We start from the raw sequence: 22,613 nt of genomic DNA on the forward strand, positions 1-22,613 counted from the left end.
CTCTTCGCACCACCGGCCGCGGCCCGGTCAGCGGAGGGAGAGGCCCGTTCCTCCCCCTCCGTTCCTCGGGTCCTGTACTCGCCATCCGTATCGACGTATCTCGTGTGTACTCGCGTGACGCCCGTCGATCGGCGCGCGAGTCCGGGCTCACCTCATGGGCTTGAATTCGGGCAGGGTGAGGGCCGAATGGGCCGGTCGTCCCTCGGCGGGGGGTACGGCGCCGAGACCGCGCAGCCTGTCGTTGCGCCGCTCCAATGCCACAGCGGTGGTCGGGAAGAGGGCGGCATCGCCCTCGCCCACCTGCTCCTGGTTCACGGTCACGAACTCACGGAGGTGGTGTTCGTAGGCCGCGAAGCCCGCGGTGTGGTCGCGGTCGGCCAGGGAGCCGGCGAGCATGTACGCGCCGACGAGGGCGAGGCTGGTGCCCTGTCCGGTGAGGAACGAGGGCGCGTACGCGGCGTCGCCCACCAGCGCGACCCTGCCGCTGGACCAGCGGGGCATGCGGATCTGGCTGACCCCGTCGAAGAACAGGTCGTCCGCGTCGCGCAGGGCGGCGAGCATGCCCGGAACCTCCCATCCCGCGTCGGCGAAGGTCTCGGTGATCAGGGCCCGTTGGGCTGCCGGGTTCCGGAACGCGTCGAACGGTGGTTCCGGGTGGGCGAAGTTCAGGAAGGCGTGCACCTCGTCGTCGTCTCCCACCGCGTAGAGTGCCGCGGCCCTGCCCGGGGTGTTCCACATCATGGTCTCGTGGGAGAGGCCGAAGGTGTTGCGCATGGTGAACACGGCGAAGCAGTAGCCGAGGTACCGGTGGAACCGCTCCTCGGGGCCGAACAGCGTCTCCCGGGTACGCGAGTGCGTGCCGTCCGCACCGACCACCATGTCGAACGTACGGCTGCTGCCCCCGTGGAAGGTGACGTCGACCCCGTGGCCGGACTGGTCGAGGGTGTCGATGGAGTCGTCGAACAAGAACTCCACGTCGTCACGGACCGCCGTGTGGAGAACGTCGGTCAGGTCCCCGCGCCGCACTTCCAGGTCCCGTCCCGCGACACCGCCGGTGACGGCGTGCGGGTGCAGCGAGGCGACCTCGCCGCCGTCCCCGGCGAGGAAGGTCAGCCGGCGCAGGTCGACGTGCGCCTCCCGCAGTCGCGGCAGGAGCCCCATCCGCCGGACGACCTCCAGCGCGGTGCCGCGGACGTCGACGGGGTAGCCGCCGCTACGAGGCGTGGATGCCTTCTCCACCACCGTGACCGCGTATCCGTAGCGGTTCAGCCAGAACGCGAGGGCGGGGCCCGCGATGCCCGCCCCGGATATCAGGACCTTGCGCCTCGGGGTGCTGCGGATATCCGTCAGCTGATCGGTGCGGGTCATTCTTCGACTCCCTTGTTCTTGGTACGGACGACAAGCAGGGACAGCACGGTGATGACACCGGCGATGAGGAAGCCGCTGACGAAGGCCGATTCGGCCGGGACGTCCGACCCGGAAGGGGTCCCCGCGGTGAGGAGCGCACCGCCGACCTGCCCGCCCACGGCGTAACCGATCACGCGGGTCACCAGGACCAGGCTGGTGGCGATGCCGGTGTCACCTTTGTCGACGGAGGTGGCGACGCCGGTCACCAACGCCGTGACGCACAGGCCGTTGGCCAGCGCGATCAGCGCCTTGCCGACAACGATGTGCCAGACCTCGGTGTGCGCGGCCGACAGGGCGAGCAGAGCGGCGGCCATGATGACGACCCCGGCCGTGACGACGGCACGCGAGCCGAAACGCCGCTCTCCGATCCCGCCGACCGGCCCGGCCAGCGACGCGGCCAAGGCGCCGGGCAGGAGGATGACGCCGATCCCGGTGGCGCCGATGCCGAAGCCGTACCCGTCGCCGGACACGTCGAGCAGCTGTGGAACGAGATAGACCCCCATCGAGGTACCGAGGCAGATCACGAACGTCAGCACACACGACTTCCAGATCACGGGCCGTGCCAGCATGCGCGGATCGATCATCGGCGCGGCCGCACGACGCTCGACGGCTGTCCATCCGGTCACGAAGGCGGCCAACACCATGACCAGGGCGCCGAGCACGAGTGGCTGCGAGCCGGCCTCGGGCGCCAGCGCGAGCACGAGCATGAGCGTGATCAGCGTCCCGCTCAGGAGGGCCAGGCCGGGCCAGTCGATTCCGGCACCGTCCGGCCGGCCCGGTGGATCGGACGGCATCAGCCTGTTCACCAGCAGTGTGGACCCGATGACCGCGATCGTCGGCAGTGCGAACATCCAGTGCCGGGAGAGCTGTTCCGCCACGGGGCCGGCCGACAGCATGCCCGCCATCGAGCCTGCGACGAACATCCCGCTGACCGTCCCGATGGCCACCTTCGACTCGCCCACGGGGAGGTGCCCGCGTACCACGATGAATGACAGGGGCAGCGCGCCCACCATCGCGCCCTGCAGTATCTGACCGAGGAGCAGCACCGGAAGGTTCGGCGCGAGGGCGGAGACCAGGCCACCTGCCGAGACCACGGCCATCAGCTGGATCAGGACTCGCTTTCCGCCGTAGCGGTCGCCCAGTTTGCCCGCGAGCGGTGTGATGAGCGCGCCGGTGACGAGGAGCACGACGCTGAGGAGCGCCCCCTCGGCCGGACTCATGTCCAGCTCGCGTTGCAGAAGGGGGAGCGTCGGCGTCACCACCGACTCCAGGGCGCCGGCGGAGACCGCCAGTGCGCCGAGGGCCCCGACAGCGGCCTTCCCGATGCGGGCCGGGGGTGCGGGTGCTGTGGTCATGGACGTCCTTTCCGTCATTGCCCGGGAAGGCGGTGGGGCGGCCGTACGCGTGGCCGTGCCGCCTCGCCGGGTGCGGGCCAGGGTGACCGGGGCGCGATGCGCTCGCCGCGCTGACGCCCGCGGTCGGGGAGGTCGTACGGGCGGGAGCCGATGGGCTGCCGGCTCCCCGCCTCGTACGTATGCGCTACGACCAGCGGCGCAGCGCCGCTCGGGCCGGCAGCGTGACCGCGAGCAGGGCCAGGCCGCCGGCGGCGGCGACGAAGGATCCGTACACCAGCGGGGGCACGTACGGCGCCTCGCCGGTCGTGCCGCTCATCATGGGGATCAGCGTGGCCGCGGCGATCGCGGAGCCGAGGACCACTCCGACCGCGGAGACCAGCAGGCCCTCCCAGCGAAGCATCGTCAGCACCTGGCGCCGGGTGGAGCCGACGAGGCGCAGCGTGCCCAGTTCGCGGCGACGGTCCAGGACCGTCATCACCAGGGTGTTGACCGCGGCGACGGCGGCGAAGCCGCCGAGGACCGCGGCCATGGTGTTGTTCATCCAGGCGCCCAGCTTCGCGTCGAGGTTCCGCTCGGTGGCGTAGCCGGAGGCGTCGGTGACCTCGCCCAGGGCGGTGAGTGACTGCTCCGAGCCGCCCCGTACGAGCAGGGTGCTGTCGAAGCCCGAGGTGACGTGCCCGGAGAGAGACGCCCGGTCCATGGTCACCGTGGCCAGACCGAGGCCGCGGCCGTAGACCGCGACGATCTCGGGACGGGCCTCGGTGCCGTCGGGGAGGTAGAGCGGAAGCCGGTCGCCTACGCCGGCGTCCGCCGAGTTCGCCAGGGTCTTGTCGATGGCGATACGGCCCTTGCCGAGGTGGTCGAGGCTGCCTTCTCGTACGTCCAGGTCCTGCACCTTCGCGAGCTCGGCGCCGGAGCCGGTGACGCCCTGGGTCGCCGCGCCCTGCAGCGACTTGAACTCGCCGGAGCCGACCGGCACCAGCACCTGTGTGTTCAGCAGGCCGACGGCCGCCTCCACGCCCGGCGCGCGGGAGGCGTGCGCCGCCGCGTCCACCGGGAGCCCCGCCGGGTCGGTGACCACGTGGTCCGCGGTGATGCCCGCGCGCCGTTGCTTGTCGGCGGCGTGGGTCTCGCTGGTGTGCATGAAGACGAGCGTCGAGGCGAAGGCCATGGCGAGCACGATCGGGGTGATCGCGGAGGCGAGGCGGCGTGCGTTGGCGCGGGAGTTGGCCGCCGCGAGCTCGGCCGCCGGGCCCGCGCCGCGCAGCGGGAGGCCGAACAGGCTCGCGCACAGCCGCGCCACCAACGGGCCCAGCAGCCCGACGGCGAGCATGAAGCACATGACGACGCCGAGGGCGGCGCCGGCCGCGTCGCCTCCGGCGGAGCGGGCGGACACGCCGGTGAGGACCGCGCCCGAGACGAGGGCGCCGACGCCGAGGACGGTACGGATCAGGCCGGGCCGCAGTCGCTCCACCGACGCCTCCGACAGTGCCTGGCCCGGCTTGATCTTCGCAGGCCGGCGGCCGGCCGCCCAGCCGGCGCCGAGCGCGGTGAGCAGCCCGACGCCGACGGCGGCGAGCAGCGGGAGTCCGGAGACGTGCAGGTCCACGGCTTGCGGGATGGCACCGCGGTCCTGAAGCTGCCCGAACCACCAGTGCGCGAGTCCGATGCCGGGCAGGCACCCGGCGATCCCGGCGAGCGGCGCGACGAGCAGTGCTTCGGAGGCGACCGCGCGGCGGATCTGTCGCGGGGTGGCACCGACGGCGCGCAGCAGCGCGAATGCGCGGGCTCGCTGGCCGACCGACAGCGCGACGGTTCCGGCGGCGGTGAAGACCGCGACGATGGCGGCGATGCCGCCGAAGGAGCCGCCGATTCCGAAGAGTGTCAGTTTGGCGTGGCCGAGGCCCGGTTCTTCGACGGCGCCGCGGTCGTCGCCGGTGTGCACCTGTGCGCCGGAGCCGGTCAGTGCCTTCTTCACCGAGCCGGCGAGGTCGCCGGCATCGGTGCCGTGCTTCGCCAGTACGACGATGGCGTCCGCTTTGCCGGGGTGTCCGGCGAGCGTGGGGGCCTGGGCGTCGGCGAACCAGGCGATGGCGCGTGCGTCGCCCGTGTCCCGGGCGGTGTCCGCGGCTCCGGCCTCGGCGACGCCCGCGACGCGGAAGTCCTGCTGCCCGGCGGCGGTCCGCAGCACGACGGTGTCGCCGACAGCGGCCTTCGCCGCGCGGGCCGTGCCCGCGTCGAGCACGACTTCGCCCTCGCGGGGCGCGGAACCGGTGGTCAGCTCGGTACCGGTGAAGGTCTGCGAGCCCCATCCGTGCGCGGTGATCACACCGCCCGGAACGGGAAGTCCGCGTGCCCCGGGGCCCGCGCCGTCGTCCGCCACGCGCACCGGGAAGGTGAAGTCCGGGACGGCGGTGGCCGCACCCGGCGCCTTCGCGGCCTTCGCCGCCAGCCCCGCGTCCACCCGTGCGGTGTCGGGCAGCGGGACCGCCTCCTTCTCGCGGTCTTCGCCGCTGCCCGTGACGACGTACTCGTACTGGTCCGCCGCCGCGACGACGGGCGCCCGCGCGTACCGTTGCGGCGGCACCGACGCGCGCAGGCTGGTCTCGAGCAGGATCCCGCAGGCCGAGACGATCAGTGCGGACATCAGCAGCGCGAGGAAGGTACCCGCGAAGGACGCGGGCTTGAAGCGGACGGCCTCACGGGCGAGTCCGTTGGGGCGCCTCATGCCGCCACACCCGCCATCGCACCGGCGCCGGAGGCAGGGGAGGTGAGCACGGCCATCCGTGCCGCGATCTGCTCGGCCGAACCGTGCTCGAGGTGGTCGGAGAAGGCGCCGTCGGCGAGGAACAGAACACGGTCGGCCCAGGCGGCCGCGGCCGGGTCGTGGGTGACCATGACGACGGTGGCGCCGAGGGTGTCCACCGCGTGCCGGAGCAGGCCCAGGACCTCGGCGGCGGTGCCGGTGTCGAGGGCGCCGGTGGGCTCGTCGGCGAAGACCACGTCCGGGCCGGTGACCAGGGCACGGGCGACGGCCACGCGTTGCTGCTGGCCGCCGGAGAGCTCGCCGGGCCGGCGCTTCGCCTTGTCGGCGAGGCCGACCTGTGCGAGCACCGTCTGCGCCCGGCGCCGGTCCTGGCGCTGCCCGGCCAGGCGCATGGGCAGCAGCACGTTCTGCTCCGCGGTGAGGGAGGGCAGCAGGTTGAAGGCCTGGAAGACGAAGCCGAGACGGCTGCGGCGCAGCTCGGTGAGCTCGTTCTCGCTCATGCCGGTGATCTCCGTACCGCCGAGGCGCACGGAGCCGGCCGACGGCCGGTCGAGGCCGGCGGCGCACTGGAGGAACGTGGACTTCCCGGACCCGGAGGGGCCCATGACGGCGGTGAACGTGCCGCGCGGGAGGGCGAGGTCGATGCCCGCCAGTGCGTGCACGGTGCCCGCCCCGCGGCCGTACTGCCGCCGGACACCGCGCAGCTCGACGGCGAGACCGGGTGTGGCGGCCTGGACCTCGGGCCGGTCCTCCGCCTCCGTCCGGTCGTCCGCCTTCTTCCGCTTGCCGCTGCGTAGCCTCATGTCCCGTCTCCCTCATACGTGCACTTCTGTGACGGGTGAAGAGTGCGGGGACGGCTGCGCGCCGGGCGTCATACCCGGGAGCCAATGTGGAGGTGCTACCACGGTAGGGGGTGGAGGAGGGGAGGTCTCGGGCCCTCCCCCCGGCCGGTGGTCACCCGCCGTTCGATGCGGCGGGCCGTGGACTCGTGTCCACGGGGGTGGCGTACCGCACGGCCCCGGACGGCGCGGGCGCCCGGCCCGGCACAGCGGTTTCCCCGCCGGAGCCACGCCCCGGGCCCCGGCAGAAGCGGCAACGGGGCGACGGGGGCAAGGGGCGGCAACGGAGCGAAGTACCCCCGCACGCCGCGCCTGCGGGGGCGGCTCGGAGCCCCCGGCCCGCCCTTCGGCGCAGGCCGGGGGGCTCCGTCCTTACCGGCCGCCCCGACGGGGTGGGCTATTCGCCCGGTGCCACCAGCCCCGACTCGTAGGCGAAGACCACCGCCTGGGCGCGGTCGCGCAGGTCGAGCTTGGTGAGGACGCGGCTCACGTGCGTCTTCACCGTCTGCTCGGCCAGAACCAGCGTCGTCGCGATCTCCCCGTTCGACCGGCCGCGGGCCACCAGGGTGAGGACCTCGGTCTCGCGTTCGGTCAGGCCCTTGAGCCGCAGCGCCGGCTTGCCCCGGGCGACGGGCCGCTGCCTGGCGAAGTCCGCGATGAGGCGGCGGGTCACGGAAGGGGCGAGCAGCGCGTCGCCCGAGGCCACGACGCGTACCGCCGCGATGAGGTCGGCCGGCGGCGCGTCCTTGAGCAGGAATCCGCTCGCGCCCGCTCGTAGCGCCTCGTAGACGTAGTCGTCGACGTCGAAGGTGGTGAGCATCAGGACGCGCGGCCGGTGCGTCACGCCCGGCGGCGGCGTCAGAAGGCGGCGCGCGGCCTCCAGGCCGTCCATCTCGGGCATGCGGACGTCCATCAGCACGACGTCGGGATGGGTGCGGCGGCTGAGCTCGACGCCCTGCGCACCGTCGGGGGCCTCGCCCACCACGTCGATGTCGCTCTGGGCGGCCAACAGCGCGGCGAAACCGGCTCGCACCATGGCCTGGTCGTCGACGATGATGACACGCGTCGTCACGTGAGGTCCCTTTCACTCAGTGGGAGTTGTGCGACGACCCGGAAGCCGCCGTCCGGCAGTGGCCCCGCGTCGAGGGTGCCGCCGGCGAGCCGTACCCGCTCACGCATACCTACGAGACCGTGCCCGGTGCCGCCCACCTCCAGCGGTGCGGCGGGCGGCTTCGGCGGCGGGCCGTTGACCACCAGGACGGTGAGCCGCGCGCCGTCCCGCGAAGGGGAGTCCGAAACCGAGAGCGACACCTGTGTCCGCGCACCCGGTGCGTGCCGGACGACGTTCGCGAGGGCCTCCTGGACGATGCGGTACGCGGACAGACCCACCGCCTCGGGCACGTCGGCGTCGCAGGGGGTGAACTCCACCGGTCCGCCTGCCCTCGCCGTCGCTTGTGCCAGCTGCGCGATCTGCGTCAGCCCCGGCTGGGGCGCGAGCTCTCCGTGCTCCTCCTCGTTGCGCAGGACTCCGAGGAGTCTGCGCATCTCGCCGAGCGACGCGCGGGCGGTCGCCGCGATGGACGTGAACTCCTCCCGCGCCTCCGGCGGCAGCCGGTCGAGGCGGTACTCCGCGGTGTCCGCCTGCACCGTGATGACGGACATGTGGTGCGCCACCACGTCGTGCAGCTCGCGCGCGATCCGGGCGCGTTCCTCCAGCAGCGTCCGCCGGCCGCGCTCGGCCTCGCTGATCGTCTCCTGCTCGGCCAGCCTGCGCTGCACCTCGTGCCGCTCGCGGAGCGCGCCGGCGAACACGAGGGTGACACCGCTGAGCATGGTGAGCACGGTGCTGTTGCTGTTCGTGCCGTGCGGCACGACGAACTCCAGGCCGATGCCCGCGCCCGCCGTCGCCAGCCACACCAGCAGCAGTGTCCGGCGCCGCTCGCGCAGGCCGAGGGCGAGGCAGAGGCCGACGTACCCGACGATCTCCATCGGCGGGAACGGCCACAGGAGCCGTTCCTCGAAGTCGACGGCGAGCAGGGCGAGCGCCCCGGCCACGTCCGCGGCGAAGACCAAGTACCAGGCCTGCAGCGGACGGAGGACGGCGAGCAGCAGCGGTGCCGACTGCACGACCGCCAGGGCGCTCGCGATGCCCGCGTTCAGACCGTAGTCGACGCTGAGCACCCGGATGGTGGTGGGCAGCAGCGCGACGCACAGCACGAACGCCACCCCCCACGGCAGCAGCCGTACCCACGGGCGCGAAGCCCCCGCGAGCAGCGCACGCGGGCGTCCCTCCTTCACTGCGGTCATGAGCACCAGCCTATGTGCGACGGGACGGGGTCAGGACACGCGGAGCGGTCCGCGTCATCGGCGCGGCCCCGGCCTCCGGCCCCTGCGGCGGCGAATGTCGCCTGGCGATAGGAGTCGACGCGGCCGGTCTCCGCGTAGGGGACGCCGAGGGCCCGGCGGTGGGCCTTCACCATGGACCGGGCGAGCCTCAGGTGCGGGCGGGGCATGCTGGGGAACAGGTGGTGCTCGATCTGGTAGTTGAGGCCGGCGAGGAACCAGTCGGTGCGAAAGCCGCCCTTGGTGTCGGGTCTCCGCACGCGGCGCGGCACCGGATCCCTCACGCCGCCAGCGCGAAGTAGGCGAAGCCGGCCGCCAGTACGCCCGCCGCCGCGCGGCGGGTCGTGCCGGTGCGGACCCAAGGGGTCTCCAGGGGCCGGGCGAACTTCACGATCGCCACGAGCAGACCCGCGAAGAGCGGCATCCAGGCCACCCGCGCCAGGATCCAGCCGGTGGTGTCCGGCGCGGTGGTCAGGCCGGGGACCTCGCCGAAGCGGGAGAAGGGGACCGCGGCGGCGAGCATCGCCGTCTGGTGCCAGCACAGGATCGTCATCGCGGACAGGTTGATGATCACCACCGGGGCCCACAGGGCGGGGCGCCCGAGCAGCCGGGCCAGCCGGTCGCGCAGCAGGATCGCCGCACCGGACTGGGCGGCCGCGAGCGCCAGGACCAGCAGGGACGGCGGGTGGGAGTTGGTACGGGACGCGCCGGGCACGCCCACTATCGACGCCGGGTAGTGGAAGGCGAGCAACAGGGTGGCGAACAGGGCCGTGCCGCCCGCGAGCAGCAGCCACGCCTCGCGGCGGCCCAGCCGCCTGTCCGCCCAGGACACGCCCAGCTGGTAGGCGAACATCCAGCCCGGAAGCATGTTGAGCAGACTCACCCAGGACGGCATCGCGTCCGCGTACGGCCCGTAACGCAGGAAGTCGACCACCGCGACCGAGCCGAGCAGTGGGGCCGCGGACCGGAATCCGAGGCGCTGCGAGGCGCGGACGCAGTACGGCGTCAGGGCCGTGATCACGGCGTAGACGCCGACGAACCACAGGGGCTGGACGACCAGTGTCGACGCGGTGTGCAGGGTGGCGGTCGGGACGCCGAGGCCGTAATGGAGGGTGGGGAGCAGCAGCGCCCATACGGCGGTGACGCCAAGGACCGGGCGGCCCAGGCGGGTGAGCCGGCCGGTGATCCACTCGCGGGCCGAGCCCTTGCGACGCTGGTAGGAGAGGTACGAGGAGTAGCCGCCGACCAGGAAGAAGATGCCCAGCGTCTGAAGGATCCAGCCGGCCGGGGCCAGCGCGCCGAACGTGGCCAGCGGGCTGGCGTTGTGCAGGCCGCCGCCGGTGTCGAGGGTGAAGCCGCCGAGCAGCCAGTGGCCGGTCGGGACGGCCAGGAGCGCCAGCGCGCGCAGACCGTCGATGGCGCGGTCGCGGTGGGCGGGGGTCCGGTCGTCGATCCGGGCGGTGAGCTTCGTGAGCTTCGTGGGGGGCTTCATCGCGGGTCTCCCCCGGCGATCGCCGCGAACGCGGTCAGGGTGGAGGTGCCGGGAGTGAGGTACTCGTCGTGCTCCGGGACGTCGTCGGCGGGCAGGACGGTAGCGCCGAAGCCGGGCGAGGTGGGGTCCGCGCCGTGGCCCAGGCCGAGGACCTCGACGTTGGGGACGTGGCCGATCCAGTCGGCCGGGGACTTCGCCGCCCAGATGTGGGCATCGGTGCCGAGCGCGGTGACGTCGTCGGCGCGCATGCCGGGCGAGCCCATGACGACGATGTCGCTCGCGTCGGTGTCAGGGGCGGCGAGGCCGCAGACCACCGAGCCGTAGCTGTGGCAGAAGAGGGAGGGGTCCGGGAGGCCTGCCGCGTCCAGGCCGTCGGTGAGACGGGTGAGGCGTTCGGCGCCGGTCTCGGCGAGCCGGGCCGTCGCCAGGTCGGGTCCGATGCCGGAGGGGGTGGTGTAACCGGCCCAGGCGATGACGGCCGTGTCGCCGCCCGCCTCCTCCTGGAGGTCGGCGGCACGCTGGGTCAAACGGTCGAACGTCGAGATGTCGATGTCCGAGCCGGGGACGAGCACCGAGACGTGGGTGGCGTTCTCCAGGTCGCCGGTGACCTGCGCGATCAGGCCGCGACCGCGCGGATCGTACGCCAGGACCCGGTCGCCCGCGGGGGCGTTGGCCTCGTAGCGGAGGCTCACGGGGGCGCCGTCGAGGTTGCCCACCACGGTGGGGTGGTCCTCGACCAGTCGCTGCCGCTGAGTGTCGGAGAGACCGGCGAAGAAGGCCGCCACCTCGGACGGGGTGGCCGTGGTGGGGTCCGGTGTCGCCCTGCCGAGAGAGTCGTCCGCCAGCCAGGCGGCGGTGCCGGGAAGCGGACCGCTCAGCACGCTCTCGCTGCTCGCCGAGGCCCAGCCTGCCGTGCTGCCGACCAGCAGCGCGGTCAGTACGGCGGTGATCAGGCTCTTCCTGAAGCGGCTCATCCGTCCGTCTCCCTCTGTCTCGTCCGTGATGACGGAGAGGAAGGTAGGAAGACGGTGTGGGGTGGGGCGTCACCCTGGGGAGCCACGCCGGAAGTGATACCCCAGTAGGGGGTGGGCCAGAAGACGCCGGTTCTTGGGGGGCGGCGGTAATCGTCGCGGGCCACCGGCCGATGCGGGCGCTCGTCGCGCCGATCGGCCGGCGCGTCCCCGTCGGCGGGGGTCCCGTCGTGTCCACTCCACCGGTTCTGAGCATTGCTGAAGGGGTTTCAGGCAGCCCGTTCGGGAATCGTCGGAAGAACCTTCTCAGCGACGCCGAGGAGAACGCTGTCGTCCGGGAGGGCTCCGGACGTGCTCCAGACGGTGATGTCGTAGTAGCCGCCCCGGTCGCCGCGGTCGAGGGCCACGGACAGCGTCCTGGCCAACGGACCCTGCTCGACCGGTCCGCCGGACCCGGCGCCATCGAGACTGATGCTGAACCGCATGGTGTGGTCCGAGGACAGGACCGCGGGCCGGCCGAGAACGTCGAGCGGTTCGAAGTCCGCCTCACCCCCGGTTCTCAACAGCTTCACGTACTGGGCGATCGACAGCTCGTTGTAAGTGGCCGAGACATTGACGGTGTAGGTGTCGAACGTGACCTCGGCCTCCGGCTGGGCGACCTTTCCGTCCGTCAGCCACGCGGTGTCGTTGCTGCCGGACGCCGCGGTCGCGATCTCTTCAGGCGTACCGAGGAGCTGGGCCAGGTCCGGTCGGTTGAGCGCCTCGCACAGCTCGTCCCCGGTCACCACTCCGGTCGTCTCCCCGTAGGCCTTCGGAAGTTCCTCCGTCCCCCTCGAACACGAGGCGGACTGTGGCGTCTTGTCGTCGGAGGGCAGCAACCGCGGGCCCGCCCACAGCGCGAGCGCCAGTGCCCCGAACACAGCCACGGCGGCGACGGCCTGGCCCCAGGCATTGGGTTCCTTCTCCGTGGTGTCCCGGGCGGTACGCGCTCCGGGTGCGGCCGGGGCCCGAGTCTCGGGCTGGAGCTGGAGCTGGGACCGCAACTGGGCCTGGGGCTGCGCGGCAGCGTCTGCCGCCACCCCGGCCGAGGGGGCCGCCCGGTCCGGGTCCCGTCGTGCGCGCAGGGCACGCACGACGGCGCGGACGCGTATCCCGGTGAGCGCGAGGAACACCACCGCGAGGCCGGCAGCGACCCAGGTGTCATCGCGGAAGGCGAGATACATGACGCGTACGCCGAGAACGGACCCGATCGCGATGAGCAGGGGCTCACGGACCCAGAACGGCAGGAGACGGAGGAGGAAACCGGGCATCCGGTGATCTCATCAAGATCGAACCACTTCCGCTGTGACGGAGGCCATGATTCCGGGGCTGTGCGCGGTCGGCCTCCCCACCCGGCTGCGGGCCCCTGCTCAGTCGTGCTTCCGGGTCACCGTGAAGGCGGTCCCGCTGTCGGTCAGGAGCGAGGTGACGGCCTTGACGACGTACCGGCCCGGGTTTCCGCGACCGTCACCGTCGCTCCGGGGAGGGTCCGGCACGGGCGCCGTGGACGAGCCGCTGCCGCGCACAGGCTGTCACCGCCCCCACGGTGCTACCCCACTGCTCGCCTCAGAACGGCGTGGACACCCCGGTCGTCGATCCGGGCGCTGTGCCACTCGTGCGGACGGACAGGAGCGGACGGTCCGGTCCTCGCCTCATCCGGCCGAACCACCGCTCGCCGACCGGCCCGCGTGGCCTGCGCGGGACGCTGGGGGTTGCGTCGATCTGAGAAGGTTGTTGTACAGGCGTCTCAGGTGTTTGGCCGCGGGGCACCTCGCACCGTCCGCCTCGCACTGACGGCAGGTCCGCAGGTGGTGTTCGTAGTCTTCGCGCGCCTGCTCGAGGCGGTCGTACGACGGATTCATTCGGCTTCCTGTTGGTCGTCCGGGACTCGGAACCACGGACACACGGGGGGGGGTGGGCTACCTCAAGTAGTCGCGTGAGGTGCGGAGATCAACTCTGATCTTGTTACTTGGAGTAAGCAAGCCGAGCCGGTCATTGTGCCCGCGGGGACCGACCGGCGGTGCCCCTCTCCTGGCCCGATCGCGCAGCAGGAGGCGGCGTCCGAGTCAGGGGCGTCATGTCGCCGTGTTCCCCGCGGCCCCCGAACGGCTCGCGCGGCGCTGCCGTTCGCGATGTACCACGGCCCGCGTGTGTGCGGGACAGCGGCGTACGCAGTTGCGAAGTACGGGCGATCCCTGATCTCCTGACCTGCGACGTGGGACTGACTGTCATGTCGCGGTGAGCGTCGCGCAACGGTGTCGGCAGGCACTGTGCACGCCCTTTCCGCTGTGCAGCGGTCCAGCCATCCCCGACCGGCGACAGGACCTATGACAGACCGTGCTCATCCCGAGACAGCCGACGACGAGCAGCCCCCGGCGCGGGACGACCGCGCTTTCTTCGGGCAGCCGAAGGGTCTGCTCACGCTGTCCGCCCTGGAGGTCTGGGAGCGTTTCTCGTTCCTGGGCATGCAGGCGATCCTGGTTCTGTACTTCGCCGACTCGGTGGCGAACGACGGCCTGGGCATGGACGCGGGCACCGCCGCCTCCGTGTCGGCCGCCTACGGCACCCTCGTCTACCTGGTCTCCGTCGCGGGCGGATGGCTCGCCGACCGCATCCTCGGCTCCTACCGGGCGGTCCTGTGGGGCGGCGTCCTCATCGCCCTCGGCCACTACTCCATGGCCGTCCCCACCGCCGCCATGACCTGGGTGGGCCTCGGCCTGATCAGCGCCGGCACCGGTCTGCTCAAACCCAATGTGGCCGCCATGGTCGGCAAGCTCTACCGCACCGACGACGACCGCCGCGACGCCGGCTTCGCCCTGTACTACATGGGCATCAACATCGGCGCTTTCGCCGGGCCGCTGATCACCGGCTGGCTCGGCGAGCACCAGGGCTGGCACTGGGGCTTCTCGGCGGCCGCGTTCGGTATGACGCTGGGACTCGTCCAGTACATCACCGGGCGCCGGCATCTCGCCGGACGCAAGCACACCGCCGAGTTCGCACTGGCCCCGGCGGCCATGCGACGGGCCGTGTGGCTCATGGTCGCCGGGGGCCTGGCCTTCGCCGCGCTGTGCGGCGTGCTCGCGGGCGCCGGCTGGCTCACCATGGACCGGTTCGTGGACGTCCTCACGGTCGTCTCGGTGATCGCGCCGGTCGTCTACTTCTGGATCATGTTCACCAGCCCCCGGGTCACCGTGGAGGAACGCGGGCGGCTGCGGCCCTACATCGTCCTCTTCCTCGCCTCGGTGGTCTTCAACTTCATCCTCTTCCAGGCGTACTCCACGATGATGCTGCTCGCCTCGACGAACGCCGACACCAGCATCCTCGGTTTCGACTTCCCCTCCAGTTGGTACGCCTCCGCGCTCGGGGCCTTCGAGGTGGCGCTGGCCCCCGTGGTCGCCGCCGTCTGGGTGCGGATGGGCCGGCGCCAGCCCCACGCCTCGAACAAGATCGCGTTCGGGGTCGTTCTCGGCGGTCTGTCGTTTCTGCTGATGGTGATTCCCACCGCGGGCCACGACGGCACCGACTACCAGATGGCCGCCTGGTGGATCGTCGGCTCCTACCTGCTGCTCGGCCTCGGCGACGTACTCCTGGAGACCTCGGGTCTCTCGGCCAGCAGCAAGCTGGCGCCGAAGGCGTTCTCCAGCCAGACCATGGCCCTGTGGTTCCTCTCCCTGGCCCTCGCCAACGGCATCCAGGCCCAGGTGGTGAAGGTCTACGACGACGTGTCCCACCCCGTGTACTTCGGCGTCAACGGCGCCATCGCCGTCGTCCTCGGTCTGGTCGTCGTAGCCCTCGCGCCGTGGCTGCGGCGCACGATGCACCCCGTCCACTGAGCACCGGCCCGCCGGAAGGTACCGCCCATGCGCATTCGCACAGACTTCCCGTACGAGACGACCCACGACGACATCCGCGTCCCCCTGCCGGACGGCACCCGGCTCTACGCGCGGATCTGGCGGCCGCTCACCGACGAGCCGGTCCCCGCCCTGCTGGAGTACCTGCCGTACCGCCTCAGCGACTGGACCGCGCCCCGTGACAGCCAGCGCCACCCCTGGTACGCGGGCCACGGCTACGCCTCCGTGCGCGTCGACGTGCGCGGGCACGGCAACAGCGAGGGACTGCCGGGCGACGAGTACGACGCCACCGAGCTGGCCGACGGCGTCGCGGTCGTCGAGTGGCTGGCCGCGCAGCCCTGGTGCAACGGCAAGGTGGGCATGTTCGGCATCTCCTGGGGCGGCTTCAACTCGCTCCAGATCGCCGCGCTCGCCCCCGAACCGCTGAAGGCCGTCGTCACCGTCTGTTCGGCGGACGACCGGTACGACAACGACGTGCACTACATGGGCGGCTCGGTGCTCGGCGTCGACATGCACGCCTGGGCCGCCACCATGCTCGCGTTCGTCTGCCGTCCGCCGGACCCGGAGTACGCCGGGCAGGAGTGGCGTCAGATGTGGCTGCGGCGGCTGGAGGCCGTCGACCCGTTCATCCACACCTGGCTCGCCCACCAGCTCCGCGACGACTACTGGAAGCACGGCAGCGTCTGCGAGGACTACTCCGCCATCGACGCCGCCGTCCTCGCTGTGGGCGGCTGGCACGACCCGTACCGCGACACCGTTCTCCGACTCGTGGAACACCTGCCAAGCGAGCGGGTCCGGGGTCTGATCGGGCCCTGGTCCCACCAGTACCCGGACCGCGGACTGCCGCCGGGCCCGCCGATCGGCTTCCTCCAGGAGACGCTGCGCTGGTGGGACCACCACCTGAAGGGCGAGGACACCGGCGTCATGGACGAACCGCTGCTCCGCTCCTGGATCAGCGAGTCGCACCCGCCGGCCACCGTCTACCCCGAACTGCCGGGCCGCTGGGTCGGCGACCCGGCCTGGCCGTCGCCTTACACCACTCCCACGGCCCACGCCCTCGGGGGCGAGCCGGTCGTCGTACGTTCCCCCCAGCACACCGGCGTCGACGCCGGACGGTTCTTCCCCTTCGGCAACGATGCCGACCTGCCGCCCGACCAGCGCGAGGAGGACGCCCGCTCGGCGTGCTTCGACTTTCCCGTCACCGACGGCCCCGTCGAGATCCTCGGACGTCCCGAGGTGACCCTGCGCCTTCGGATGGACGTACCGTACGGGCAGGCCGTCGCCCGGCTCTGCGACGTCGCGCCGGACGGATCGTCGACCCTGGTGACCCGCGGCGCCCTCAACCTCGCGGCGCGCCAGGGCCGGGACCGCAACGTGCCCTGGCCCGCCGGGGCCACGGAGACGGTGACCTTCCAGCTCAACGGCATCGGCCACACCTTCCCCGCCGGGCACCGCGTCCGTCTCGCCGTCTCCTCCGCGTACTGGCCGTGGATCTGGCCGCAGGCGGGCTCCGACGGCTTCGTACTGGAACCGGCCGGCTCCGCACTCGAACTGCCGGTTCGCGACGCCGGTGAACACCCCGAGGACACCGGGGTCCGGTTCGAGCCTCCCGAGCAGTCCGAGCCGTTGCGCGTGGCCGTGCCGACGACCTCCGAGGAGGAGCGCCCGGAGCGGCTCGTGGTACGTGACGTGGCCAAGGGTGAGTGGCGGCTCGAGGTGGATCCGCGCTACGGCGGGACCCGCGTGTACCCGGACGGCCTGGAGTTCGCCGAGGACGCGCTGGAGACGTACACCATCCGGGAGGACGACCCGCTGTCGGCGCGGGCCGGGTCCGAATGGAGCGTCCGTCTGCGCCGCCCGGAGCTCGACTGGGACGTGCGGGTCGAGACCCGGTCGGAGATCACCTGCGACGCCGATGACTTCGTCACGTCGAACGAGGTGGTGTGCCGTGACGGCGAGGACGTCGTCTTCCACCGCACCTGGGAGAGGCGCATCCCCCGAGTCGCTCGCTGAGCGCGCCCTCGCGGCCATGACGGTACGGGCGTCCGTACGCGTGGGTGACCGGGCAGGACGCCGCTGAGGGGGCTCACGCCTCGCCGCGTGCCTTCATCACCGTCCTGTTCAGCACCCACAGCCCGATTCCGATGGCCAGGAGGACCCCTGCCCGGATGTAGACGTGCGCGGGCCGGTCGGACAGGGGGCTGGCCAGAATCAGGGAGGTGACCGCGCCCAGCACCGGCAGAGCGGTCGGCGTACGGAAGTGCTTGTGCTCGACGCGGTCGCGGCGCAGGACCAGTACGGACACGTTCACCACGGCGAAGACGCACAGGAGCAGGAAGGCCGTGGTGTCGCCGAGGCCCGCGATCTCCCCGGTCGAGACCAGGCCGATGGCGAGGAGCGAGACGAAGACGATGCCGACGACCGGGGTGCGGCGCCGGGGCAGGACACGGCCCAGCGCGCGCGGCAGGATGCGTTCGTTCGCCATGCCGTAGCAGAGCCGGGACGCCATCATGATGTTGATCAGTGCCGAGTTCGTGACCGCGAACAGGGCGATCAGCGCGAACAGCTTGGGCGGGAAGTCCAGACCCCCGGCCTTGACGACCTCCAGCAGCGGGCCGCTGGAGCCCTCCAGTACGCGGTAGTCGACGAGCAGCGAGGAGACCAGCGCGACCAGGACGTAGATGGTCCCGGTGACGGCGACGCCGATGAAGATGGCGCGCGGGAACGTACGCACCGGGTCCTGGGTCTCCTCGGCCATGTTGACGGAGTCCTCGAAGCCCACGAAGGCGAAGAAGCCGAGAGCCGTCGCCCCCAGCACGCTGGTGAGCAGCGCGTAGCCGGTGCCCCCTGCCTGGAACTCGCCGAGCCGGGAGGGATCGCCGTCACCGGTGAGGACCGCCCAGGCACCGACGGCGAGGATGACGAACAGGCCGGTCAGTTCGACCACGGTGAGGACCACATTGGTCTTGACCGACTCGGACACGCCGCGCAGATTGAGGGCCGCGAGGGCGAGAATGAACAGGATCGCGATGAGGGTGGGCGGGAAGAAGTCGGTGAACTCGGCGAGGTAGTCGCCGCTGAAGGCGCGCGCTGCCGCGCTCGCCGAGGACAGGCCCGAACACATGACCATGAAGGCGACGATGAAGGTGAGGAACGGTACCTGGAACGCCTTCTGGGTGTACAGCGCGGCCCCTGCCGCCTTCGGGTACTTGCCGACGAGCTCGACGTACGAGGCCGCTGTCAGGATCGCCACGACGAACCCGATGACGAACGGCAGCCACAGCGCCCCGCCGACCTTGCCGGCGACCTGACCGGTGGTCGCGTAGATGCCGGTACCGAGGATGTCGCCGATCACGAACAGGATGAGCAGCTTGGGTCCGATGGCCCGCCGCAAAGGGGTGTCGTCCGCTCCCTCCGGCGAGGCGGTGGCGTCTCTTCCGCCTGTGGTCACGCAGACTCCCCCCTGAGGTGTTGGTGCTGGACAACGTCTCCCCTGCCCGGAGGACCGGTGAGTCATGCCCGGGGCGGTACGTCCGGCAATCCCACACCGAACCGCCGGGACGCGTACCCGGAGTCGTCCTCCGAGGCGTCCTTTCGACGAGTGCGGCCTCGGGGCGTCTCGTCAGCTCGCGTAGAACCTCATGGCGTTCGTGCTCAGCACGGCTTCCACGAGCGTCTCGGAGAGTCCGCTGTCGCGGACATAGCCGACCGCTCTGGTGTACTTGTCGTCCTGGAAGTACGGATAGTCCGATCCCATCATGACCTTGCCCGGATCGACGGTTTCCATCGCGAGCCGCAGCGACGGACCGTGGAAGTTCGCGGAGTCGAACCACATGTTCCGCAACGCGGCGCGAGGCGATCGTTCGAACGTCCGCCAGTCCTCGTAGTTGTCCTCGATGCGCTGGGCGAGGAAGGGCAGGTCGCCGCCGAGGTGCGCCACGTGGAAGCGAATGCCGGGGAACCGTGCCGGAACGTCGGCCTTGAGCAGATGCAGTACCGCGAGCGCGTCCTCGAGGGGTGCCCCGTTGACCCATTGGAGTTGGTGGTCGTTGATGAGCGGGCAGTTCGCGCCACCGCCGGTGGCGTGGAGGTAGACACGCGCTGCGCGCGCGTCGAGAGCGGCCCACAGGGGTTCGAGGGTCTCGTTGGCGAGTGTCATGTCGCCTCGGACGACGGTGGGCAGCGCGACGCCGAGGAAGCCCAGCTCGTCCAGGCAGTACCGGGTCTGCGCGATGGCCGCTTCCACGTGCGGCACCGGCAGACAGCCGTAGGCCCTGAACCGGTCGGGGTGGTCACTGAGGACGGCCGCGTACCGGTCGTTGACCATCTTCGCGGCGCGGGCGGCGGTGCCGGGGTCGTCGACCATGGGGACCTGGGGCACCACTGACAGGATCTGGACACCGACGCCGGCCGCGTCCATCTGCCGCAGTCGCGCTTCCAGTTCCTCCGGCTCGTCGCTCGCGCGGAGGTTCCGGGCGATCGCGACGGTGTCCGGGTCGGCTCCGATCGCCACGAGCCGGTCCAGGTACGTCGCGGGGTAGAGATGCGCGTGGGTGTCGACGACGGGCGTACCGCGCAGTGGATTCGCGACCATGACGCTTCTTTCCCAGGCTCTCGCTCGACGGAGGGCGGCCGGCGCGGCAGGTGCGTGCACCGGCCGCGCGCCATGACCACGATGGTGCACCGTCTCCGACGGAGGACGTGCTCCGCCGGGCCGGTCTCCCCCACATGCCCAGGACTTCACCGTAAGCGATGGGCACTTCCGTTCGAACGCGACGATGCCCTCTGACCTGCTGCGCCGCCAGAAGGACGGGTCAGCGGAGCTTGACCGAGCCGCCGTCCGCCATGACGGTCTGCCCGGTCATGTACTGCGCGTCGTCGCCGGCGAGGAAGGCGACGATGGGAGCGACGTCCCGGTCGGGGTCACCGAACCTGCCGAGGGGCACCATGGCCGCGGACTGGGCGTACTGCTCGGGACGGGCCTCGGCCCACTGGGCCACGCCGGCGGTCAGCGCCATCGGGCAGACCACGTTGACCCGGATGTTGTGCGGGGCCCACTCGTTGGCGGCCACGCGGCTCAGGCCGCGGATGGCCTCCTTCGCCGCCGCGTAGGAGGCCTGGTTCGGCTGACCGTTCAGACCCGCGCCGGAACCGAAGTTGATGACGGAGGCGTTGCCGGTCTTCTTCAGCTCGGGCAGGGCGGCGAGCATGAAGTTGCGGGTGGCGTACAGACCGGTGTTCATCGCGAGGTCCCAGTCGTCGTCCGTCTGCTCCTCGAACGGCTTCTGCCGGGACACACTGGCGTTGTTCACCAGCACGTCGAGGGAACCGAAGTGCTCGACGGCGGCGGCGACGGCCGAGTCGGCGACCGCCCGGTCGGAGACGTCACCCTTCAGGAAGACCACGGCGTCACCCAGTTCACGGCTCAGCGCCTCACCGGCCTCCTCCTGGAGGTCGACGACCACTACCCGGGCTCCGCGCGCGACGAAGGCCTTGGTGATGGCGCCGCCGATGCCCGAGGCGCCTCCGGTGACGATGGCCGACTTGCCCTGCAGGCTGAGAGAACTCATGAAGAGATTCCTTTCGTGTGTGCCCGCGACGCAGGCGGCCCCGCGCAGCGGGATGGCGAGGGTGAAGAGCTACGGAGCGGCGCCGAAGCACGACGAGGAGCTCCCGAGCGGACGAGCATCCGGAAACTGTATGTGCATAGTGCACTTGCTATGCACCATACACAATACTGGCGTGCGGCGATGTGCCGTCCCGGGGCCCGCGGTGCGTCCGGGCGGCGCGGCAGGCCGCCGATGTGCGTGAGGCACGAGTTGTCGGCACCGCACATCACGTCCGAGTCCGCGTCCGAGTCCGCGGCCGAAGGAAGGGCGTCGCGCCTTGACGGTGGCGATCGCCGTGGACGAGTGAAGGACGTCGTCGACGCGGGCGGCGGAGAGGGCTGCGCGCGTCAGGACTCCGTGCGGGCAGGGGTGAGCCTGGCGGCGGCCGCGTCCCAGGCCGCGCTGTCGCCGCCTGGGGTGTAGTGCCTGAGGTGCTGGGTGGAGGCGACGAGTCGGCGCATCGCCGCCAGGTCGGCCACCACCCCGGCGGCTCGGGCCTGGACAAGGATGTTGCCGAGGGCGGTGGCTTCGGCGGGCCCGGCGATGACGGGCAGTCCGGTGGCGTCGGCGGTGAGTTGGCAGAGCAGGTCGTTGCGGGAGCCGCCGCCGACGAGGTGGATGTGGGTGATGTCGCGGCCGGCGAGTTCGGCCGCCTGCCGCAGGGTGCGGCGGTGGGCCAGCGCCAGGCTCTCCAGGACGCAGCGGACGACAGCCCCCTGGCTGACGGGGGCGGGCTGGCCCGTACGGCGGCAGTACGCGCGGATCCGTTCCGGCATGTCGCCCGGGGCGAGGAATCCGGGGTCGTCCGGGTCGACGATCGCGCCGAACGCCCTGGACCGGGCGGCCTCGGCGAGGAGTACGGGGATGTGTGCGGGCAGCCCCCGCGCTTCCCAGGTCCGGCGGCACTCCTCCAGCAGCCACATGCCCATGATGTTGCGGAGGTAGCGGACGGTGCCGTCCACACCGAGTTCGTTGGTGAAGTTCGCCGCACGGGAGTCCTCGGTCAGCACCGGGGCGTCCAGTTCGAGGCCGGCCAGGGACCAGGTGCCGCACGAGATGTAGGCGAAGTGCGGTTCGGTGGCCGGAACGGCGGCGACGGCGGAGGCGGTGTCGTGCGAGGCGACGGTGACGACCGGTGTGCTCGTGTCGAGACCGGTGTGGGCGGCGACGTGCGGCAGGAGGGTTCCGGCCGGGTCGCCGGGGCGGCGCAGGGGCGGCAGCAGAGCCGGGTCTATGGAGAGCCGGTCGAGGAGTTCGCCGGACCAGGTGCCCGTGCGGGCGTCGTAGAGGCCGGTGGTGGAGGCGTTGGTCGCCTCCGCCCCGATGGTTCCGGTCAGCCAGTGGACCAGCAGGTCCGGTATCAGCAGCAGGGTGCGGGCAGCGTCCAGCTGGCTGGTGCCCGCCGCCGAGGCGAGTTGGAAGACGGTGTTGAACGGCAGGTGCTGCAGCCCGCTGATCCGGTACAGCTCCTTTGGCCCGACGCGGGGCCAGACCCGCTGGGCGGCGTCGTCGGTGCGGCTGTCCCGGTAGTGGTAGGGGGCGCCGAGGAGTACGCCGTCGGCGTCGAGGAGCCCGTAGTCCACCGCCCACGTGTCCACGCCGATGGAGACGACCGAGCCGGCCCGGGCGGCCTGGCGCAGTCCGTCGACGGTTCCCTGGAAGAGCGCGAGCAGGTTCCAGTGCAGTCCGTCGGGCAGGCGTACCGGAGTGTTGGGGAACCGGTGGGCCTCGGTCAGGTCGAGGTCGTCCGGCCCGACCCGGCCGAGGATCACCCGTCCGCTGGTGGCCCCGAGGTCGACCGCGGCGAACGCCGAGGGGTGGGCCGAGGAGGCCGGAGTGGTGGTCACGTGGTGTTACCTCCGCTGTGCGCGGCGAGGAGGGACGAGGCGAAGGGACCCCGAGCGGGGGAGAGCGGGGCGATGAGGGCTGGGGCGCCGGCC

General features: G+C 71.8%; 15 protein-coding genes and 1 pseudogene. 2 read left to right on the top strand and 14 right to left on the bottom strand.

Annotated elements, in window-relative coordinates; genetic code table 11:
* Nucleotides 1-147: 147 nt before the first annotated feature.
* From QC283_RS09305 to QC283_RS09350, 10 genes and pseudogenes are all read right to left on the bottom strand, one after another.
* Nucleotides 148-1,368 carry an FAD-dependent monooxygenase gene (locus QC283_RS09305; protein ID WP_279560912.1) on the bottom strand — a complete coding sequence of 407 codons (1,221 nt, stop codon included), beginning with the start codon at nt 1,366-1,368 and terminating at the stop codon, nt 148-150.
* Complete coding sequence (locus tag QC283_RS09310; RefSeq protein WP_279560913.1) at nt 1,365-2,762, bottom strand: MFS transporter; 1,398 nt, start codon at nt 2,760-2,762, stop codon at nt 1,365-1,367. The genes QC283_RS09305 and QC283_RS09310 overlap by 4 nt, the downstream gene beginning before the upstream one ends.
* A gap of 184 nt (nt 2,763-2,946) precedes the next feature.
* Nucleotides 2,947-5,490, bottom strand: coding sequence for an ABC transporter permease (locus QC283_RS09315; RefSeq protein WP_279560914.1), 2,544 nt, complete (start codon nt 5,488-5,490; stop codon nt 2,947-2,949).
* Entirely contained in the window at nt 5,487-6,332 is an 846-nt protein-coding gene (locus QC283_RS09320) for an ABC transporter ATP-binding protein (RefSeq protein ID WP_279560915.1), read from the bottom strand. Before QC283_RS09320 ends, QC283_RS09315 begins: the two co-directional genes overlap by 4 nt.
* Nucleotides 6,333-6,765: 433 nt before the next feature.
* A complete protein-coding gene (locus tag QC283_RS09325) occupies nt 6,766-7,440 on the bottom strand; it encodes a response regulator transcription factor (RefSeq protein ID WP_279560916.1) in 675 nt (224 codons plus the stop codon).
* Nucleotides 7,437-8,675 carry a sensor histidine kinase gene (locus tag QC283_RS09330; protein ID WP_279560917.1) on the bottom strand — a complete coding sequence of 413 codons (1,239 nt, stop codon included), beginning with the start codon at nt 8,673-8,675 and terminating at the stop codon, nt 7,437-7,439. The genes QC283_RS09325 and QC283_RS09330 overlap by 4 nt, the downstream gene beginning before the upstream one ends.
* A pseudogene (locus tag QC283_RS09335) lies at nt 8,672-8,953 on the bottom strand (fatty acid desaturase); the annotation flags it as partial. The gene QC283_RS09330 and the pseudogene QC283_RS09335, both read right to left, overlap by 4 nt.
* 38 nt (nt 8,954-8,991) lie before the next feature.
* Nucleotides 8,992-10,203: an acyltransferase family protein gene (locus tag QC283_RS09340; protein ID WP_279560918.1), complete on the bottom strand. Its 1,212-nt coding sequence runs from the start codon at nt 10,201-10,203 to the stop codon at nt 8,992-8,994.
* A complete protein-coding gene (locus tag QC283_RS09345; RefSeq protein WP_279560919.1) occupies nt 10,200-11,177 on the bottom strand; it encodes an alpha/beta hydrolase in 978 nt (325 codons plus the stop codon). The genes QC283_RS09340 and QC283_RS09345 overlap by 4 nt, the downstream gene beginning before the upstream one ends.
* Nucleotides 11,178-11,443: 266 nt before the next feature.
* Nucleotides 11,444-12,484: a DUF6215 domain-containing protein gene (locus QC283_RS09350; RefSeq protein ID WP_279560920.1), complete on the bottom strand. Its 1,041-nt coding sequence runs from the start codon at nt 12,482-12,484 to the stop codon at nt 11,444-11,446.
* A gap of 1,056 nt (nt 12,485-13,540) precedes the next feature.
* Here QC283_RS09350 and QC283_RS09355 point away from each other — a divergent pair.
* Entirely contained in the window at nt 13,541-15,046 is a 1,506-nt protein-coding gene (locus QC283_RS09355) for a peptide MFS transporter (RefSeq protein WP_279560921.1), read from the top strand.
* Between the two features lie 27 nt (nt 15,047-15,073).
* Nucleotides 15,074-17,077: a CocE/NonD family hydrolase gene (locus QC283_RS09360; RefSeq protein ID WP_279560922.1), complete on the top strand. Its 2,004-nt coding sequence runs from the start codon at nt 15,074-15,076 to the stop codon at nt 17,075-17,077.
* A gap of 73 nt (nt 17,078-17,150) precedes the next feature.
* Here QC283_RS09360 and QC283_RS09365 read toward each other — a convergent pair whose 3' ends face one another.
* The 4 genes from QC283_RS09365 to QC283_RS09380 form a co-directional block, all read right to left on the bottom strand.
* Nucleotides 17,151-18,515, bottom strand: a complete 1,365-nt coding sequence (locus tag QC283_RS09365; RefSeq protein WP_279560923.1) for an APC family permease — start codon at nt 18,513-18,515, stop codon at nt 17,151-17,153.
* Nucleotides 18,516-18,686: 171 nt separating this feature from the next.
* Nucleotides 18,687-19,658: an amidohydrolase family protein gene (locus QC283_RS09370; RefSeq protein ID WP_279560924.1), complete on the bottom strand. Its 972-nt coding sequence runs from the start codon at nt 19,656-19,658 to the stop codon at nt 18,687-18,689.
* Between the two features lie 220 nt (nt 19,659-19,878).
* Nucleotides 19,879-20,634, bottom strand: a complete 756-nt coding sequence (locus QC283_RS09375) for an SDR family NAD(P)-dependent oxidoreductase (protein ID WP_279560925.1) — start codon at nt 20,632-20,634, stop codon at nt 19,879-19,881.
* Nucleotides 20,635-21,020: 386 nt separating this feature from the next.
* The gene (locus QC283_RS09380; RefSeq protein WP_279560926.1) at nt 21,021-22,520 is read right to left on the bottom strand and encodes a rhamnulokinase; all 1,500 of its coding nucleotides are present in this window, start codon (nt 22,518-22,520) and stop codon (nt 21,021-21,023) included.
* Nucleotides 22,521-22,613: the final 93 nt, after the last annotated feature.

Source organism: Streptomyces sp. DH41 (assembly GCF_029813785.1).
Taxonomy (GTDB): Bacteria; Actinomycetota; Actinomycetes; order Streptomycetales; family Streptomycetaceae; genus Streptomyces.

What these genes read in the sequence shown, in the direction of transcription:
- QC283_RS09305 (WP_279560912.1), bottom strand. Translation starts at nt 1,368, where the DNA reads ATGACCCGCACCGATCAGCTGACGGATATCCGCAGCACCCCGAGGCGC.
- QC283_RS09310 (WP_279560913.1), bottom strand. Translation starts at nt 2,762, where the DNA reads ATGACCACAGCACCCGCACCCCCGGCCCGCATCGGGAAGGCCGCTGTC.
- QC283_RS09315 (WP_279560914.1), bottom strand. Translation starts at nt 5,490, where the DNA reads ATGAGGCGCCCCAACGGACTCGCCCGTGAGGCCGTCCGCTTCAAGCCC.
- QC283_RS09320 (WP_279560915.1), bottom strand. Translation starts at nt 6,332, where the DNA reads ATGAGGCTACGCAGCGGCAAGCGGAAGAAGGCGGACGACCGGACGGAG.
- QC283_RS09330 (WP_279560917.1), bottom strand. Translation starts at nt 8,675, where the DNA reads ATGACCGCAGTGAAGGAGGGACGCCCGCGTGCGCTGCTCGCGGGGGCT.
- QC283_RS09340 (WP_279560918.1), bottom strand. Translation starts at nt 10,203, where the DNA reads ATGAAGCCCCCCACGAAGCTCACGAAGCTCACCGCCCGGATCGACGAC.
- QC283_RS09345 (WP_279560919.1), bottom strand. Translation starts at nt 11,177, where the DNA reads ATGAGCCGCTTCAGGAAGAGCCTGATCACCGCCGTACTGACCGCGCTG.
- QC283_RS09350 (WP_279560920.1), bottom strand. Translation starts at nt 12,484, where the DNA reads ATGCCCGGTTTCCTCCTCCGTCTCCTGCCGTTCTGGGTCCGTGAGCCC.
- QC283_RS09355 (WP_279560921.1), top strand. Translation starts at nt 13,541, where the DNA reads ATGACAGACCGTGCTCATCCCGAGACAGCCGACGACGAGCAGCCCCCG.
- QC283_RS09360 (WP_279560922.1), top strand. Translation starts at nt 15,074, where the DNA reads ATGCGCATTCGCACAGACTTCCCGTACGAGACGACCCACGACGACATC.
- QC283_RS09370 (WP_279560924.1), bottom strand. Translation starts at nt 19,658, where the DNA reads ATGGTCGCGAATCCACTGCGCGGTACGCCCGTCGTCGACACCCACGCG.
- QC283_RS09375 (WP_279560925.1), bottom strand. Translation starts at nt 20,634, where the DNA reads ATGAGTTCTCTCAGCCTGCAGGGCAAGTCGGCCATCGTCACCGGAGGC.